Annotated in this window: 14 protein-coding genes; 3 read left to right on the top strand and 11 right to left on the bottom strand. The window is 69.0% G+C overall.

All coding sequences use genetic code 11. The features are described 5' to 3' along the window. Nucleotides 1-344: 344 nt before the first annotated feature. Nucleotides 345-1574: an ATP-binding protein gene (locus tag QM582_RS12445; RefSeq protein ID WP_415084841.1), complete on the bottom strand. Its 1230-nt coding sequence runs from the start codon at nt 1572-1574 to the stop codon at nt 345-347. A 205-nt stretch (nt 1575-1779) separates the two neighbouring features. Here QM582_RS12445 and QM582_RS12450 point away from each other — a divergent pair, with 205 nt between their 5' ends. Beyond that, a complete protein-coding gene (locus QM582_RS12450) occupies nt 1780-2559 on the top strand; it encodes an ArsR/SmtB family transcription factor (protein ID WP_415084843.1) in 780 nt (259 codons plus the stop codon). 30 nt (nt 2560-2589) lie between these two features. Here the strand turns inward: QM582_RS12450 and QM582_RS12455 are convergent, their stop codons facing one another. The 3 genes from QM582_RS12455 to QM582_RS12465 form a co-directional block, all read right to left on the bottom strand. Beyond that, nucleotides 2590-2841, bottom strand: a complete 252-nt coding sequence (locus tag QM582_RS12455; RefSeq protein WP_415084844.1) for a zinc ribbon domain-containing protein — start codon at nt 2839-2841, stop codon at nt 2590-2592. Beyond that, complete coding sequence (locus QM582_RS12460) at nt 2838-3266, bottom strand: MarR family winged helix-turn-helix transcriptional regulator (protein WP_415084846.1); 429 nt, start codon at nt 3264-3266, stop codon at nt 2838-2840. The genes QM582_RS12455 and QM582_RS12460 overlap by 4 nt, the downstream gene beginning before the upstream one ends. 146 nt (nt 3267-3412) lie before the next feature. Next, nucleotides 3413-5287, bottom strand: coding sequence for a glucose PTS transporter subunit IIA (locus tag QM582_RS12465; RefSeq protein WP_415084848.1), 1875 nt, complete (start codon nt 5285-5287; stop codon nt 3413-3415). A gap of 225 nt (nt 5288-5512) precedes the next feature. On the opposite strand from QM582_RS12465, the gene QM582_RS12470 reads away from it, so the two are divergent. Continuing rightward, nucleotides 5513-6712: an enolase C-terminal domain-like protein gene (locus tag QM582_RS12470; protein ID WP_415084849.1), complete on the top strand. Its 1200-nt coding sequence runs from the start codon at nt 5513-5515 to the stop codon at nt 6710-6712. Between the two features lie 10 nt (nt 6713-6722). On the opposite strand, the gene QM582_RS12475 is transcribed toward QM582_RS12470, so the two are convergent. Further along, nucleotides 6723-7430, bottom strand: a complete 708-nt coding sequence (locus QM582_RS12475) for a GntR family transcriptional regulator (RefSeq protein WP_415084851.1) — start codon at nt 7428-7430, stop codon at nt 6723-6725. Between the two features lie 330 nt (nt 7431-7760). On the opposite strand from QM582_RS12475, the gene QM582_RS12480 reads away from it, so the two are divergent. Beyond that, nucleotides 7761-8609, top strand: a complete 849-nt coding sequence (locus tag QM582_RS12480; RefSeq protein ID WP_415084853.1) for a formylglycine-generating enzyme family protein — start codon at nt 7761-7763, stop codon at nt 8607-8609. A 51-nt stretch (nt 8610-8660) separates the two neighbouring features. Here the strand turns inward: QM582_RS12480 and QM582_RS12485 are convergent, their stop codons facing one another. The 6 genes from QM582_RS12485 to QM582_RS12510 form a co-directional block, all read right to left on the bottom strand. Continuing rightward, nucleotides 8661-10103, bottom strand: a complete 1443-nt coding sequence (locus QM582_RS12485) for a sulfatase-like hydrolase/transferase (protein ID WP_415084855.1) — start codon at nt 10101-10103, stop codon at nt 8661-8663. After that, nucleotides 10103-10894 (bottom strand): ABC transporter ATP-binding protein, encoded by a 792-nt coding sequence (locus QM582_RS12490; protein WP_415084857.1) that lies wholly within the window; start codon nt 10892-10894, stop codon nt 10103-10105. The genes QM582_RS12485 and QM582_RS12490 overlap by 1 nt, the downstream gene beginning before the upstream one ends. Further along, entirely contained in the window at nt 10891-11697 is an 807-nt protein-coding gene (locus tag QM582_RS12495; protein ID WP_415084859.1) for an ABC transporter permease, read from the bottom strand. The genes QM582_RS12490 and QM582_RS12495 overlap by 4 nt, the downstream gene beginning before the upstream one ends. Next, the gene (locus tag QM582_RS12500) at nt 11694-12551 is read right to left on the bottom strand and encodes an ABC transporter permease (RefSeq protein WP_415084861.1); all 858 of its coding nucleotides are present in this window, start codon (nt 12549-12551) and stop codon (nt 11694-11696) included. Before QM582_RS12500 ends, QM582_RS12495 begins: the two co-directional genes overlap by 4 nt. Beyond that, on the bottom strand, nt 12548-13558 hold the full coding sequence (locus QM582_RS12505) for an ABC transporter substrate-binding protein (RefSeq protein ID WP_415084863.1): 1011 nt from the start codon (nt 13556-13558) through the stop codon (nt 12548-12550). The genes QM582_RS12500 and QM582_RS12505 overlap by 4 nt, the downstream gene beginning before the upstream one ends. Before the next feature lie 381 nt (nt 13559-13939). Next, a partial coding sequence (locus QM582_RS12510; protein WP_415084865.1) for a dihydrolipoamide acetyltransferase family protein occupies nt 13940-15134 on the bottom strand: 1195 nt, incomplete at its 5' end.

Consider the following 15134-nt stretch of genomic DNA (forward strand, 5'->3'; position numbering starts at 1 on the left):
CGCGCGCCATTGCCCCAGCCTGTCAGATCCGGCACCCGGTGATCACCCTTCGGCGGTCGTCCCTGGAAAGAGCGGGCGGATTCAGGCACCAACAGCTGTGCCGGAATCCGCCGGTTGTGCCCGACCTCGATGCGAGCCGGCGCAGGGCGCCGTCCGGCGCACCGCGGCCACCCGGGCCACTCGATCGCGCGATCAGCCACTAGTTTCAGGACCGGCGCCTGCTTTCGGGATATTTCCCGAAACCAGTTGTGCTTCCGGTCAGCAGTCGGACATGTCCTCATCGTCCGGCGGGGTGAATCCATCGTCAATCCCGATGGGTTCCAACGACCCGCGTCGGTGGTCTCCTACTCGGACGCCTGCTGATCGTGCCTGCTCGTGTCGAGGTGGCGAGCCCCCAGGTTGTGCCGCATCTCGTCCAGGCTGAGCAGGCGGGTCTCTGCATCCGCGCGCACGGACTCGTACCGGCCCAGCACAAAGCTCCGGAAGAGCGGCACCGTCATGTGCAGTTGGCCACGCCTGGGCGCATAGACGTCGCCCTCGATGAGCAGTTCTTCGCGGATCCATGAGATCTCACGTTGTTCACGCCCCAGCGCTGCCGCGATGTGACTGCTCGATGCCTGGCCGCCCAATAGCGCGAGCGCTGCCATGAACTCCATCTGCCGGTCACTGATCCGATCCCATCGTGGGCCCAGGGTCCGTCGCTCCAGTTGACCCGCAACAAGGGGGATGGCGGCCTCGACGTCGTTCCTGGTGATCCGATGAGGACCCGGCGCCGTTCGCCAGGCTGCGTCCGCAAACAGTTGGAGGTGTGCGGGGTAGCCGCTGCTCACCTCGACCAGCAGGTCGGCCGCCTCCGGTTCCCACAGCACGCCCGACTGCCTGGCGGGCTCGACTACCGCGTAGCGCGCATCCTCGGGGCTCAGGGTGAGGGGCAGCAACTGAACATCGAACAACCTGTCCGGATGCGTGACACCGGCGTCGCGTAACACATGCAAGGTATGCGGCAGCCCCGTGCCGGCGAACGCAACCGGCGCTTTCGGCTGGTCGACGTTCAGTCTGTGCAGGGCGGCGGCAAGGAGCGCAAGGTCGGGCCCGGCCGCCACCTGAAGCTCATCGACGGTGATCAGGGCACCGCCCAACTGCGCATCTCTGCGGACCTCCGCCGCGAGCGTGCTCAGCGCGCTGGCCAAGGAGCCGGCATCGCTCCCCTCGGCGGCAGGTTCCCGGTTCTGAAACGAAACGCCCGCGCCGACGCCGGCGACGCTCAAGTCCACGCCAGCAAGCCTCTCGAAAGCGGCCCGGGCGCGTTGCCACGGCCCGGCTCCTTCGTCGATGCGCGTTCTGGCGCGGTGGAGCAGCCCCGACACCAGCCCTCCCTGTCCACTCACCGCTTGCAGGTTGATCACCTCGAACCCCTGCGCTCGGGAGCGCGCGCAAAAAGCGGTGAGTGCCGCGGTCTTTCCCACCCCACGAGGACCGACCAGGATCGTGTCACGGGCGCTCACACGCCCGGAACCGGCGAGGTCGCTCAGCATCAACTGCCAGTCGCGCAGCAACTGGTCCCGGCCGGCCAACACCCTGGGCCTGTGCCCCGCCCCAGGGGTATAGACGCTCCTATCCACGCAGGCCTCCCCACCTAGATTCATCTAGAAAAGTGCCACTTTCTAGATCAATCTAGGTCGCCGATCTCCCTCGTATCAAGCCGCAAAGGACGCCGCATGGTCGATCGCACTCCTCGATACTTGATAAGTGACCTTTTAGTCACCTATGATGGTCGGCATGCAGGGAGACGTGTTCAAGGCACTCGCCGACGAGACCCGCCGGGCCATCCTCGACACCCTGCTCAGCATCGACGGGCAGACCCTCACCGAGCTCACCGAGCGGTTCCCGACGATGACCCGCTTCGGAGTGATGAAGCACCTGGCCGTACTCGAGGAGGCCGGACTGCTCACCACCGTCAAAGAGGGCCGCAGCAAGCGGCACTTCCTCAACCCGGTGCCCATCGCAGAGATCGCCAACCGGTGGATCAGTCGATACGCGCAACCCTTCACCACCGCCCTGGTCGGCCTCCGCGCCGGCCTCGAACAGGAGCCAGTCATGACCACCAAGCACGTCTACCAGACCTACATCCGCAGCAGCCTCGAGACCGTATGGAACGCGATCATCGATCCCGAGTTCACCCGGCAGTACTTCTTCAGCAGCCGGTTCGAGAACCCGCCGGTCGCCGGCCAGCCGTTCCGTTCGGTGCTGCCCGACGGCAGCCTCGGCGTCCAGGGCACGATCGAGGAACTCGACCCGCCGCACCGGCTGGTGCACACCTGGCAGGTGGGCTATGACGACGCGATGGCCGCCGAGCCGGCCAGCCGGGTGACCTGGACGCTCACCGAGGCCGGCGACGGGCTGGTGCTGCTGCGGGTCGTCCACGACGCGCTGGAGAACAGCCCGCTGACCTCGGCGAACGTCGCCGGCGGCTGGCCCTACGTGCTGGACGGGCTGAAGAGCCTGGTCGAGACCGGCGCGCCGCTGCCGCCGCGGTACCCGGTGCCCGCCGGGAACTGACCGGGACGGGTGCGCGGCGCGACCACCCGGTCAGCTTTCGGCGACTCCGGTCAGCCGGGGGTGCCCGCGCCAGGCCGGCAGGGACGCCATGTAGGCCCGAGTCTGCTCCTCGATGACCTGCTGCGGCTGGCCGGGATGGCGTCGGCGCTGCCAGCCGACCATCGCGGCGAAGCGGGTGTCGAAGTCCTGCAGGTTGCCGTCCGCGTCGGTGCAGTACGCGCAGTAGTGCCCGCTCTCGATCGGCATGCCGCAGCTCTCACAGGAGGCGGTCCGGGTGGTCATGATGATTCCTCTCGTCGAGCCGCGGCGGTCAGCGCCCTCAGGCCGTCGATCAGCCCGCGGCGGGTGGTGTCGTCCAGTTGCTCCATGGCGCGGGCGACCAGCGTCCGGTCCAGGACGTCCGCGTCGTGCCGCAGCCGGGCCAGGCCGGCCTCGGTGAGCCAGACCAGCGTCCGGCGGCGGTCGTCCGGGTCGGGCTCGCGTTCCAGCAGCCCGTGACCCTCCAGTTGGGTGACGATGTCGCTGACCACCGACTGCGCCCGATCGAGGTGCCGGGCCGCCTCGCCGATGGTGATCGGCCCCGATCCGGCCAGGTGGGTGAGCACCGCCCGGGACGCGTTGGTCAGGCCGTCACGACGTCCGTCGCGACGGTGAAAGGCCAGGTAGGCCTGCGGAAACGCCTCGCAGAAGGCGTCGGAGTCGGACATGTCATCATCGTCCGGCGGGGCGAATCCATCGTCAATCCCGATGAGTTTTCTGGTGCCCGAACGCCACGTGCACCCTGATCCGTGGATCAGGGTGCACGTCCGGCGTCGCCGACGCTCGGGCCGAACCCAGCGGTCCGGCCCGAGGGTCAGACCGCCGCGCTGACCGACACGACGCTGTCCCCGCGCTGAAGCGCGGCGTCGGCGCCGTCGAACTCGTTGACGGTGGAGACCTTGCCGAGATTGGTCACCAGCACCAGGATCACCGGGTCCTTGCCCGCGCGACGAACGGAGTCGAGGTCGACCCGGGCGATCCGGGTCGAGGGGTTGACCCGATCGCCCGGTGCGCAGAAGACCTCGAACCCCTCGCCCTTGAGCGAGACCGTGTCGATGCCGAGATGGACGAGCACCTCGACGCCGTCGTCGGTCTTCAGGCCGATCGCGTGCTTGGTCGGGAAGACCACGGTGACGGTGCCCGACACCGGCGCATACACGTCGCCGTCGGCGGGCTGCAGCGCATAGCCGTCGCCGACCGTCTTGCTGGCGAAGACCGCGTCGCTCACCTGCTCCAGGGGCACGAAGGCGCCGCGGGCGACGGCGACCAGTTCGACCTGGTCACCCTTGGCCCCGCCGCTCCCCTGCGGCGCCGCTTCCGCGACCGGGGTCGCGTCCGCCGCAGGTTCGGCCGGCACGAGCAGCAGCGTCAGGACGAACGAGGTGGAGATGGCGATGGCGATGCCGGCCAGCGCGAACGGGAAGTAGGGACCGACATAGGCCGGCAGGCTGAAGATCGAGGACAGGATGTAGGCGTAGATCCGGACGCCGAAGACCGCGAAGAAGGTGGACGCGATGGCGCTGCCGATGGTGGCCGCGACGAACGCCCGGCGGTATTTGGCCAGCACGCCGAAGAGGGCGGGTTCGGTGATCCCCAGCAGACCCGACACGGCCGCGGACGCGACGACCGTCTTCTGGTCCTTGTTGCGCACCTTGAAATAGATGGCCGCGGTGGCGCCGGCGATCGCCATATTGGCCATGAACATCATCGGCATCAGGTTGTCCCAGCCCCGGTTCGCGAAGTTCTGCAGCGCGATCGGCGTCTCGGCGTGGTGCAGACCGGTGAAGACCGCGATGGGCCGGGTCGCGCCGAAGATGATGCCGGCCAGGATCGGCGAGGTCGCGAACAGCCAGGCCACGCCGGCGGCGAGCTGATTGCCCAGGAAGATGCCGATCGGGCCGATCACGGTGAGCGCCAACGCTCCGGCGATGAAGAGCGAGAACGTGGGCGTGAAGACCGTCCTCAACACGCGCGGCAGCACCCGGTCCACCCAGCGATAGATGTGGCTGAGCGCGAAGACGGAGAAGATGATCGGGATGACGGTTCCGGCGTAATTGAACACGGGCACCGGGACGATGCCGAACAACATGAAGGCCGAGATCTCCTTCGCGGCGGCCGCGGCGGTCATCGTCGGGTATTGCATGGCGGCGGCGATGGCGACCGCCATGAACATATTCGTCTTGAAGATCTTGGCCGCCGACGCGGCCACGAAGAACGGCAGGAACGTGAAGACGCCGCTCGCGATCATGTCGATGACCAGGTAGGTGTCGTTCTTGTTCGAGATCACGCCCAGCGCCGCCAGGCCGGCCATCAGACCCTTGATCATGCCCGCGCCGGCGATGGCGGGGACGATCGGCCCGAAGACGCCGGACACCGTGTCCATGGCCAGGGCGACCCAGCCCCGTTTGGCACCGGACCCGTCGGCGTCGCCCGCCTTGTCGGCGAGGCCGAGCTGGTCGGCCAGCTGCTCGTAGTACTTCTCCACCTCGGTGCCGACGACCACCTGCAGTTCGCCGTTCTGCACGTTCGTCCCGATCACCTCCGGGATGGCTTCGAGTGCCGCGAGGTCCGCCTTGCCGGCGTCCTTGAGGTCGAAGCGCAGGCGTGTCATGCAGTGCCACGCGTTGCTGACGTTGCCAACCCCTCCCACCGCGGCGATGACCCTCTCAGCTACTTCGCTGTAGCGCATCTACAGTTCCTCTCTCCTCCAGCTCGGCGCTCAGTGAGCGGCGGGGCCGATCCAATCCTCGGCCCTGACTGCCCAAATTGGAGCATGCACGCCGAGATATTGCGAAGCCACGAACACATTGGACTGATAATTGGAAGGGTTTTCGGGACTTCACCGGGCCATGCTGGCGGCTCAACCCGCGCAGCCGGTTGAATGGCGGCGGAGACATCCAGCGAAAGGACCCTGATGACCCGCAGCACGATCACTCAGGTCGAGGCCATCGTGACCAAGCCGGACAAGCACAACCTGCTGGTCGTGCGGGTCACCACCGATGCCGGCGTCTCGGGACTAGGCTGCGCCACCTTCCAGTTCCGGCCCAAGGCGGTCCGAAGCGCGGTGGAAGACTATCTCCGGCCGCTGCTGCTCGGTCGCGACGCCAACGACATCGAAGACCTCTGGCACGTGATGCGGATGAACTCGTACTGGCGCAACGGGCCGGTGCTCAACAACGCCATCGCCGGGGTCGACATGGCCCTGTGGGACATCAAGGGCAAGCTGGCGGGGATGCCGCTGTACCAGCTTCTCGGCGGACGATCGCGAACGGCGATCCCGGCCTACGCCCATGCGGTGGCCGACGAGCTGGACGACCTCTACACCCAGATCGACTCCTACATCGCCGAGGGCTACCGCCACGTTCGGGTTCAGCTGGGCTTCTACGGCGGCAATGCGACCGATCTGCATGTGCCCGAGAACCCGCTGCCCGGCAGCTACTACGACCCGCGGCAGTACGCGACCACCACGCTGCGGCTGTTCAAGGCCGTCCGCGACCGGTACGGCGACGACATCGAACTGTTGCACGACGTGCATGAACGACTCAGCCCGTCCGACGCGATCCGGTTCGCGAAGGAGTGCGAGCCCTACGGGCTGTACTTCCTCGAGGACGTCCTGCCGCTGGAGCAGACGGCGTGGTACGAGAAGCTGCGGGCCCAGACGTCGACCCCGATCGCGACCGGCGAGTTGTTCAACAACCCCAAGGAGTGGGAAGAACTCGTCGGACGCCGCCAGATCGACTTCCTGCGCATTCACGTCTCGCAGATCGGGGGCATCACACCCGCCCTCAAGGTGGCGCACTTCGCCGACGCCATGGGCATCCGACTGGCCTGGCACACCCCCTCCGACATCACTCCGGTCGGCCTGGCGGTCAACACACACCTGAACGTGCACCTGCACAACGCGAGCGTCCAGGAGAATCTCGACGTGCAGCCGAACACGGCGACGATTTTCGGCGGCTACCCCGTGCAGTCTCGCGGGTTCCTGCGGCCTTCCGAGGAGCCCGGCATCGGCGTCTCGTTCGACGCCCAGGCCGCCGCAGCGTTCCCCGGGGTGTTCAAGGAGCACCCCTGGACCAGCAGCCGGATCCCCGACGGCTCACTCGTCACCCCGTGACCCAGGAACGCTAAAGACGGGCCTGGTGCACTTCCCGGTCGAACCGGCTGACATAGGACACCACGTAGTTCAACGCGATCATCTCGCTGTGCGCGAAGACCCGGCCGTCGGTCAGCACCCCGCGGCTGTCGATGGCCATCGCCGGGGCTCCGCGGCGGCATTCCAGAATGCTCGCGTCCTGCCGGGACACCGTCACGGGACGGTAACTCGTCATGTAGTGGGAAATGCGGTAGCCGGCACCCTCCACGAACTCCTGGACCGATCTCTCCAGGACTGCGTCCGACAGGGTCGGGAACATGGCCGCAGGCATCACCGTGCGTTCGATCTGGGAACTCACCCCGGCGATGACGCGCAGGCGGTCGAACTGCCAGATCTCGTCCCCGGCGGGAAGCTGAAGGAGGAGGGCCTCGTCGGCGCCGGGAGATCTGCGGTCCAGGTGCAGCACCCGTGATTCGATCTGCTCGTAGGGCGTGCGGGTCATCGTGTTGTAGATCAGCGGATTCCTGCGTAGACCCTCGCGCACGTAGGTGCCCGAACCCTGGGTCGAACTGAGGGCTCCGATCAGCGTCAGGTTCTCGATCACCGCCTGGATGGTGAACCTCGACACGCCGTACTCTCGTGCGAACTCCCGCTGCGTCGGCAGCTTCCCCGACGGCCATTGCTGCCGGAAGATGCGGCTCAAGATGTCGGCCACGATGAAGTCGACTTTCTTACCCATGGGCTCTTCTCACTCCAACGCCGACAACGGCCCCCGGTCCGGACGCCTCACCCTATCGACCACCCGTCCGGGGAACCGTGCCCGGTGGACCACACGACCGCCGGTGTCCCCGCCCGACCCTTTTGCGTCCCCGTCCGGGCCTGCGCGAAACTACCGTGCTATGAGCGGACGGCCATGACCCACGGCGACGAGCTCGACAGCGGCGCGGGATGCGCCGGGGCCTGTTCGTGCGGCACTCCGGATCGCCGCACGCTCGCGGTCGCACCACCCACTCGACCAGGGCCTGCCGCTCGCCCATCGACTCCGTCCGCGCACCGGATCGAGCAGGTCGTGGTTCCCGCGGGCAGCTTCACCATGGGCGACTCGTCCGGGGATCGCAATCCGCTCGACGGTGAGTTGCCGCGGCATCCGGTGCTGCTCGACGCGTTCACGATCGACGCGACCACCGTCACCAACGCGGACTTCGCCCGGTTCGTGGCCGACACCGGGTACCGGACCGAGGCCGAGACCTGGGGGTTCTCCGCGGTCTTCCACCTGGCGGTGCGGGCGCCGGCATCCGACCTGATGCGGCCGGCCGGCGGGACGCCGTGGTGGTACGGGGTCCGTGGTGCCGACTGGGCCCACCCCGGCGGACGAGACTCCTCGGTCGACGGCCTGGACGATCACCCGGTCGTGCACGTCAGCTGGAACGACGCCGTCGCCTACTGCGCCTGGGCCGGACGCCGGCTGCCGACCGAGGCGGAGTGGGAATATGCCGCCCGGGGCGGTCTGGAGTCGGCGAAGTACCCGTGGGGCGACCAAGAGCCCGATGTCGGCGGCTGGCGCGCGAACATCTGGCAGGGCAGCTTCCCGGACCGGAACACCCTGGACGACGGCTGGCTGACCACCGCGCCGGTGCGCAGCTACACCCCCAACGGCTACGGCCTGTGGCAGCCGGTCGGCAACGTCTGGGAGTGGTGCTCGGACTGGTTCGATCCCGGCTACTACGCGCGCTCCCCGCAGCGGAATCCGCCCGGGCCGAAACACGGGACGTCGCGGGTACTGCGCGGGGGCAGCTATCTGTGCCACGACTCGTACTGCAATCGGTACCGCAACGCGGCGCGCTCGCAGAACACCCCCGACTCGTCGATGGGGAATGCCGGGTTCCGGACGGTCGCGCTGGGCGGTCAGGCCCGCTGAAGGCGTCCACGGGTGGGGACGATCGGCCTCTCCCCCACCCCGCGGACAGCTTCAGTCCGGCAGCCCGGGAGTGGGCTCGTCGTCCCAAGGCGACGGCCCGTAGGGCAGCAACTCCTCGGCGAAGGCCTCCCAGGCGGCCCGCAGTTCCGCCACCAACTCCGGGTTCTCGGTGGAGATGTCGGCCTTCTCCCGCCCGTCCACGGTCACGTCGAAGAGCCGGTAGGACGGGCCGTCCCCGCCGCCGAAGAGCCGGTGGACCCAGCCCTTGGCGGTGCGGTCGATCAGCAGCTTGTACGGGCCGCGCCGGATCGCGCCCTGCTCACGGGTGCGCCAGAGCAGGTCCCGGTCGGGGGCCTCCGAGCCGTCCACCAGCCAGGGCAGCAGCGAGGTGCCGTCCAGCGGATGGCTGTCCGCCGGGGTCACGCCGGCGGCCTCGAGCAGGGTGGCCGTCCAGTCGAAGGTGGAGTTGGGCAGCGGGCTGACCTGACCAGGATCGATGGCCGCGGGCCAGCGCACCAGCAGGGGCACCCGGATGCCGCCCTCTTCCAGGTCGCCCTTCTCGCCGACGAACGGCCACAGGAAGGCGTACCGTTCGCCGCCGTTGTCGGAGGCGAAGATGACGATGGTGTTCTCGCGCAGGCCGCGCTGGTCCAGGGCGTCCACGATCTCACCGACGGCGGCGTCCAGCGATTGGACCATCTCCTTGTACTTGGCCAGCGAGCCACCCTCGGCGTGGAACAGGGCCTTGAGTGCAATCCCGCGGTCGCCCTCGGCGTCCGGCGCGATGCGTTCGCTGAGCTCGCGGTCCCCCGGCCCCTCCCAGGGCCAGTGCGGGGCGGTGAAGTTGACCTGCAGGTAGAACGGGTCGGGGCCTGTGCCGCGGATGTAGTCGGCGGCACGCCGGCTGACGATCTCGGTGTAGTAGCCGTCCTCCTGCACCGGCTGTTCACCGTCCCACAGATCCGGCAGGCCCGCGGTGTCGTAGTGCCCGAAGTAGTCCAGGGCGCCGTCGAGGTTGCCGTAGAAGGTCTCGAAGCCGGCCTTGACCGGGCTGAACCAGGGCAGCCAGCCGCAGTGCCATTTGCCGAACATCGCCGTGCGGTAGCCGGAGTCGCGCAGCAGCGACGGCAGCGTCGGATGGTCGGTGGGGATGCCGTGCTCGGCGTCCCGGGTGCCCAGCGGCTCCTCCAAGCCGGCCTTGAGGCGTCCCGGATAGCGGCCGGTGTAGAGGCTGATCCGGGTCGGCGAGCAGGTGGCCGAGGTGGCATAGCCGTGGGTGAACCGGATGCCGTCGCGGGCCAGGCCGTCCAGCACCGGTGTCTCGTTGTGCAGCGAGCCGTAGCAGCCGAGATCACCCCAACCCAGGTCGTCGGCCAGGATGAACACGACATTGGGGCGTTGCGGACGCGGCCCACCACGAGCGGCGAAGTCGCGTTCGTCCGGTCGCCAGTCGGCGCGGCGGTCGTACAGGTCAGGCTGGGCGGGGACGGTCATCAGGCGCCTTTCTGCAGGGCTGGGGTTCGGACGAGATCGAGGACTTCGCCGCGCAGCCGGGCGAACAGCGGATCCTCCTTGGTGCGGTGCTGCTCCCGGGGCAGCGGTAGTGGGACGTCGACGATCCGGGAGACCACGGACGGCGGTGCACTCAGCACCACGATCCGGTCGGAGAGGTAGACGGCCTCGTCCACGTCGTGGGTGACGAAGACGATGGTCACCCCGAACCGGTCGCGCAGCGGCAGCACCAGATCCTCCAGGTCCATCCGGGTCTGGGCGTCCACCGAAGCGAACGGTTCGTCCATCAGCAGCAATTCCGGCTCGTAGGCGATGGCGCGCGCGATCGCCACGCGCTGCTGCATGCCGCCGGACAGTTCGCGGGGGTGGGCTCGCTCGCGTCCGGCCAGCCCCACCGCGTCCAGGGCCTCTCGGGCGGACGCCCGGGCCTGCGCCGCCGGGACGCCCTTGGAACGCAGCGGCAGGGTGACGTTGCCCAGCACCGACAGCCAGGGCAGCAACGAACGGCTGTAGTCCTGGAAGACGAAGCCGACCTCTTGCGGCGGCTCCCCGGCGACCGGGCGGCCGCCGACCTCGACCCGGCCGCTGCTCGGTTCGAGCAGGCCGGCGATGGCGCGCAGGGTGGTGGTCTTTCCCGACCCGGACGGCCCGACGATGGCCACCACCTCGCCGGCTGCGACGTCGAACGACACCCCGGCCAGGGCGATGTGGTCGCCCTTCTCCGATACGTAGGTCTTGTGCAGGTCGGCGACCCGGACGATGGGCTCGGTCATGGGGTACCTCCGGTGTGGGCCGCGCCCAGCCGGCCGGCCAGGCGTCGTTCAAGGGTGAGAAATCCGACGTTGATGGCGATGCCGAGCAGCCCGACCAGCACGATCCCGGCCCACATCCGGTCGTAGGCGAAGTCCTGCTGGGCGAGCAGGGTGACCGCGCCGATGCCGTGGGACGCACCGACCATCTCCCCGACCACCATCACCAGCAGCCCCGCGGACAACCCGACCCGGGCCGCGGCCAGGATGTTGGACGCCGCCGCGGGAATGATCACCAGACCGATCCGCCGCCACCGGGTCAGTCGGTACACCCGGGTGTAGTCGAGCAGGACCGGGTCGGTGTCCCGAATGCCGTCGGCGGTGTTGATCACGGCGACGAAGAAGACCGCGAAGGCGATCACCGCCTGCTGCATGGTGGCGCCGATGCCGAAGGCGATCAGGAACAGCGGCAACAGCGCCACCGTCGGCAGGGTCAGGCCGAAGGCCACCAGCGGGGCGACCACCCGGCGCACCGCCGGCACCCGCCCGAGCAGCAACCCCAACGCGACACCCAGCAGGAGGCCGGTCGAGTAGCCGATCAGCAGGTTGCCTAGGCTGGGCAGCACGTCCCGGGTCAGCCCCGCGCCGAACCACAGGTCAGCGGCGGCAGCGGCGATCTTCTGCAGGGTTGGGAAGTAGGGGTTCTCGCCGCTGCTGGCCACCGCCTGATAGCCGACCAGCAGCAGCACCGGAACCGCCGCGGGCACGAACAGCCGCGCCCACCAGCGGTCCACCGCCGGCGGCCGTGCCGCCTGAACCGCGGTCATCGCCCGACCCGCTGCCACGGCACCAGCCGGTGCTGCAGGCGTCCGAACGCCCACGAGATGAGCAGGCCGACCAAACCGGTGACGATGGTGATGGCGTAGACCCGCTCGATGTTGTTGCCGCTCTGAGCGATTGACAGGATCGATCCCAAGCCGCGCTCGCCGCCGACCAGCTCGGTCATGATCGACACCCCGAAGGCGATGCTGGCCGCCAGCCGCAGGCCGCTGAACACGATCGGGGCGGCCGCCGGCAGGCGCACCTGGAGCAGCCGCCGCCAGATGGTCAGCCGGAAACTGCGAGCGACGTCCAGCAGCACCGGGTCGATCGTCCGGATGCCGTAGACGGTCTGGATCAGCAGCGGCCACAGCGCGCCCTGCAGGATCAGCACCAGCTTGAGATCCAGGCCGCCGCCGAGGGTGAGGATCGCGATCGGCAGCAGCACGATCGGCGGGATCGGCCGCACGGCGTCGACGGTCACGCCGAGGATCCGGCGCAGCCAGGCACTCTCGGCCAGCGCCAGCCCGAACGGGACCGCGACCGCCAGGGCGAGCAGCAGCCCGAGCGCGGCGGAGGTCAGCGTGTACCCCAGGGTGACCCAGAAGCCGGGCACCAGCAGCAGCGCGAACAGATCGGCCAGCGTGCTGCTCAGGCTGGGGACGGCCGAGGAAGTCAGCAGGCCGGTTCGCACCGACACCTCCCACACCACCGCCAGGGTGAGGACGCCGGCGGCGCCCTGCGCCCAGGTGCCGACACCGTCCGGAAGTGACCGGCGCCCGGGCCTGCGAGCCGGCGTCACCGCGATCGTGGGCGGGACGTCGCTGGCGCGAGCCGGCAGGGGACGGGTTTGGACGCTCATGACTGCCCCAGGAATTTGTCGATGTCGATGTCCTTCTCGACCCAGCCGTACTTCTTCATCGCCGCGATCAGCGGTTCGAAGTCGGCCGCGGTGACCGCGGTGTCGACCTTCTGCAAGGGAATCAGCGCCGCATCGGCGGCGGACAGCCCGCTCAGCGTGGCGCCCGCGGCCCGGACGTCGTCCAGGTGCGCATTGCCGTACTCGACGGCCTTGGCGAAGGCGGCCTTGAATTTGGCGAACAGTTCCGGCTTCTCCTGGAGGGTGCTGGCCGCGGTGAAGATCCCGCCGGACGGCGTGCCGGGCGGGAAGCTGACCGCGGCGGCGTCCCCGAGATCGGTCAGCTCGGGGTGAGCCTTCAGGCCTTGGGCCAGGTAGGGCTGCAGGCCCAGGCCGGCGTCCAGCTTGCCCGAGGCGACGTTGTCGGCGATCTGGTTGAACGGCAGCGGGACAAGCTCCAGCTTGCTGGGATCCCCGCCGTCGCTCGCGATCGCGGCCTGCACCCACAGCACCCCGAAGGAGCGCGGTGCATTGGTGCCGAACTTCGCCCCCTCGAGGTCCCGCCAGCGCTTGATGCCGGAGTCCTTCCGGACGAAGATGCCGCCGTTCTCCCCCTTCGGCGCGATCCCACCCAAGTGCTCCACCAGGCGAAGATCCTGCCCGCTGCCGACCGCCACCAGCGGCGGCGCGTAGGCGGTGTAGCCCAGGTCGTATTGCTTGGCGACCAGACCGGTGATCACGTTGGGGCCGCTGTCCACCGGCGTGATCTCCAGCTTGATGCCCTGATCAGCGAAGAACCCCTGCTTTTCCCCGATGGTCAGGAAGCCCAGATCGAGGGTGGGGACGATGCCGATCTTGACGGTTTGAACGGCCCCGCCGGCGCTGCCGCTGGGCTCGCTCCGGGCGCCGGATCCGTCGTCGGCACCGGCGGCCGAGCAGCCGACCAACGCCATGGCGCTGAGGCCGACGGCGGCCCAGGTGGCGATGCGGCGCAAGGGATTCTTGGGCATGGTGTGGTGGTCCTCACATGGTCAGGGGTACGCGGCACTACCGGGACGACTCCCGGTGATCGAGTGGTTGGGTGCGCCGTGATCGGCGACGGGTGGATCAGTCAGTGCGGAGACGAACCGCACCAGGCGTCAGCGACGACAGCAACGGCACATGACGGTGCCGACGAACCGTGCGGGGCTTGGTGCGCTGGTCATGGGGACGAGGCTAGACCAGAAACCGCCATAACCTACTAATCCTCTCGGATTTCAAGACATTCATTGTCCGGGCGGGTTCGGACGCACGGGCCGGCGCGGGCCGGGCGGCCACCGGCGGACCGGGAAACGACGATCCGGACCAGGCCTGGCAGTCCAGGCCCGATCCGGATCGTTGTGGTCAGCAGTTCAGAACATCATCGCCAAGCCGGGGTCGGCCAGGATCGCGGCCACGTCGCTGAGGAACTTCGAGGCCAGTTCGCCGTCCACCAGGCGGTGGTCGAAGGTCAGCGACAGGGTGCACACCGAGCGGATCACGATCTGCTCGTCCGCACCCTTCCCGATCACCCACGGACGCCGGGCGATGGTGCCCAGGCACATGATCGCCGACTCGCCCAGGTTGAGGATCGGCGTGCCGCCGTCCACCCCGAAGACGCCGACGTTGGTGATGGTGAAGGTGCCCTTGGTCATGTCCTCGGCGGGCACCTTGCCGGTCTTGGCGACCTGCACCATGTTGTGCAGCGCCTCGGCCAGCTGCAGCAGGTTCATCTTGTTCGCCTGCTTGATGTTCGGCACCAGCAGCCCGCGCGGGGTGGCCGCGGCGATGCCCAGGTTCACGTCCTCGTTGCGGACGATCTCGCTGGCCGCCATGTCCAGGGTGGAGTTCAGGTCGGGGTTGCGGGCGATCGCCAGGCAGGCCGCCTTGGCGAAGATCAGCAGCGGCGAAACCCGTAGTCCGGCGAACTCGCGGCGGGCCCGCAGGCGCTCCACCAGCTCCATCGACGCGGTCACGTCGGCCTGCATGATCACCGTCGCGGTCGGCACCTTGAACGACTCGGCCATGGTCCTGGCCATCTCCCGCCGGACGCCCTTGAGCGGCACCCGGGAGGTCACCCCGGACACCTCGGGCGTCCCGCGGGAGAGCACGGCGGCGGTCAGCACGTCGTCGGCGGTGATGGTGCCGTCGGGTCCGGTGCCGTCCACGGCGTCCAGGTCGAGGCCCAGGTCGCGCGCCAGCCGGCGCACCGGCGGCTTGGCCAGGGCCCGCTTGGCCGCGGACGCCGGCTTCGGCGTCCGGCCCGGCCGGGGCAGCGGGTCGCCGGTCGGTTCGGCGCTGAGCGGTCCGGTGGTGGTGGCCTGGTCGATCGGACGCGACACCGGCTGGTCGGCGGCGTAGGAGTCGTGCACCTGGTCGGTGACCGGACCGATCGGCTTGCCGATGCCGCTCGGGGCCTTGCGCGGACGCCGGGCCAGCGAGGACGCCTTGGTGCCGTAACCGACCAGGAAGGCCTCGGACTCGGCGCTGGCCGGTGCCGCCACCGGGGACGCGGGCCGGGCCGCGGGGCTGGACGACGGGTCGGCCTCGACCGAGGGGGCGGTGACG

It is taken from the genome of Micropruina sp. (assembly GCF_047607385.1).
Taxonomy (GTDB): Bacteria; Actinomycetota; Actinomycetes; order Propionibacteriales; family Propionibacteriaceae; genus Micropruina.

Bases quoted from the DNA above. Each gene is read 5' to 3' on its own strand.
- QM582_RS12495 (WP_415084859.1), bottom strand. From the start codon at position 11,697: ATGACCGCGGTTCAGGCGGCACGGCCGCCGGCGGTGGACCGCTGGTGG.
- QM582_RS12455 (WP_415084844.1), bottom strand. From the start codon at position 2,841: ATGACCACCCGGACCGCCTCCTGTGAGAGCTGCGGCATGCCGATCGAG.
- QM582_RS12475 (WP_415084851.1), bottom strand. From the start codon at position 7,430: ATGGGTAAGAAAGTCGACTTCATCGTGGCCGACATCTTGAGCCGCATC.
- QM582_RS12465 (WP_415084848.1), bottom strand. From the start codon at position 5,287: ATGCGCTACAGCGAAGTAGCTGAGAGGGTCATCGCCGCGGTGGGAGGG.
- QM582_RS12500 (WP_415084861.1), bottom strand. From the start codon at position 12,551: ATGAGCGTCCAAACCCGTCCCCTGCCGGCTCGCGCCAGCGACGTCCCG.
- QM582_RS12485 (WP_415084855.1), bottom strand. From the start codon at position 10,103: ATGACCGTCCCCGCCCAGCCTGACCTGTACGACCGCCGCGCCGACTGG.
- QM582_RS12460 (WP_415084846.1), bottom strand. From the start codon at position 3,266: ATGTCCGACTCCGACGCCTTCTGCGAGGCGTTTCCGCAGGCCTACCTG.
- QM582_RS12470 (WP_415084849.1), top strand. From the start codon at position 5,513: ATGACCCGCAGCACGATCACTCAGGTCGAGGCCATCGTGACCAAGCCG.
- QM582_RS12505 (WP_415084863.1), bottom strand. From the start codon at position 13,558: ATGCCCAAGAATCCCTTGCGCCGCATCGCCACCTGGGCCGCCGTCGGC.
- QM582_RS12490 (WP_415084857.1), bottom strand. From the start codon at position 10,894: ATGACCGAGCCCATCGTCCGGGTCGCCGACCTGCACAAGACCTACGTA.
- QM582_RS12450 (WP_415084843.1), top strand. From the start codon at position 1,780: ATGCAGGGAGACGTGTTCAAGGCACTCGCCGACGAGACCCGCCGGGCC.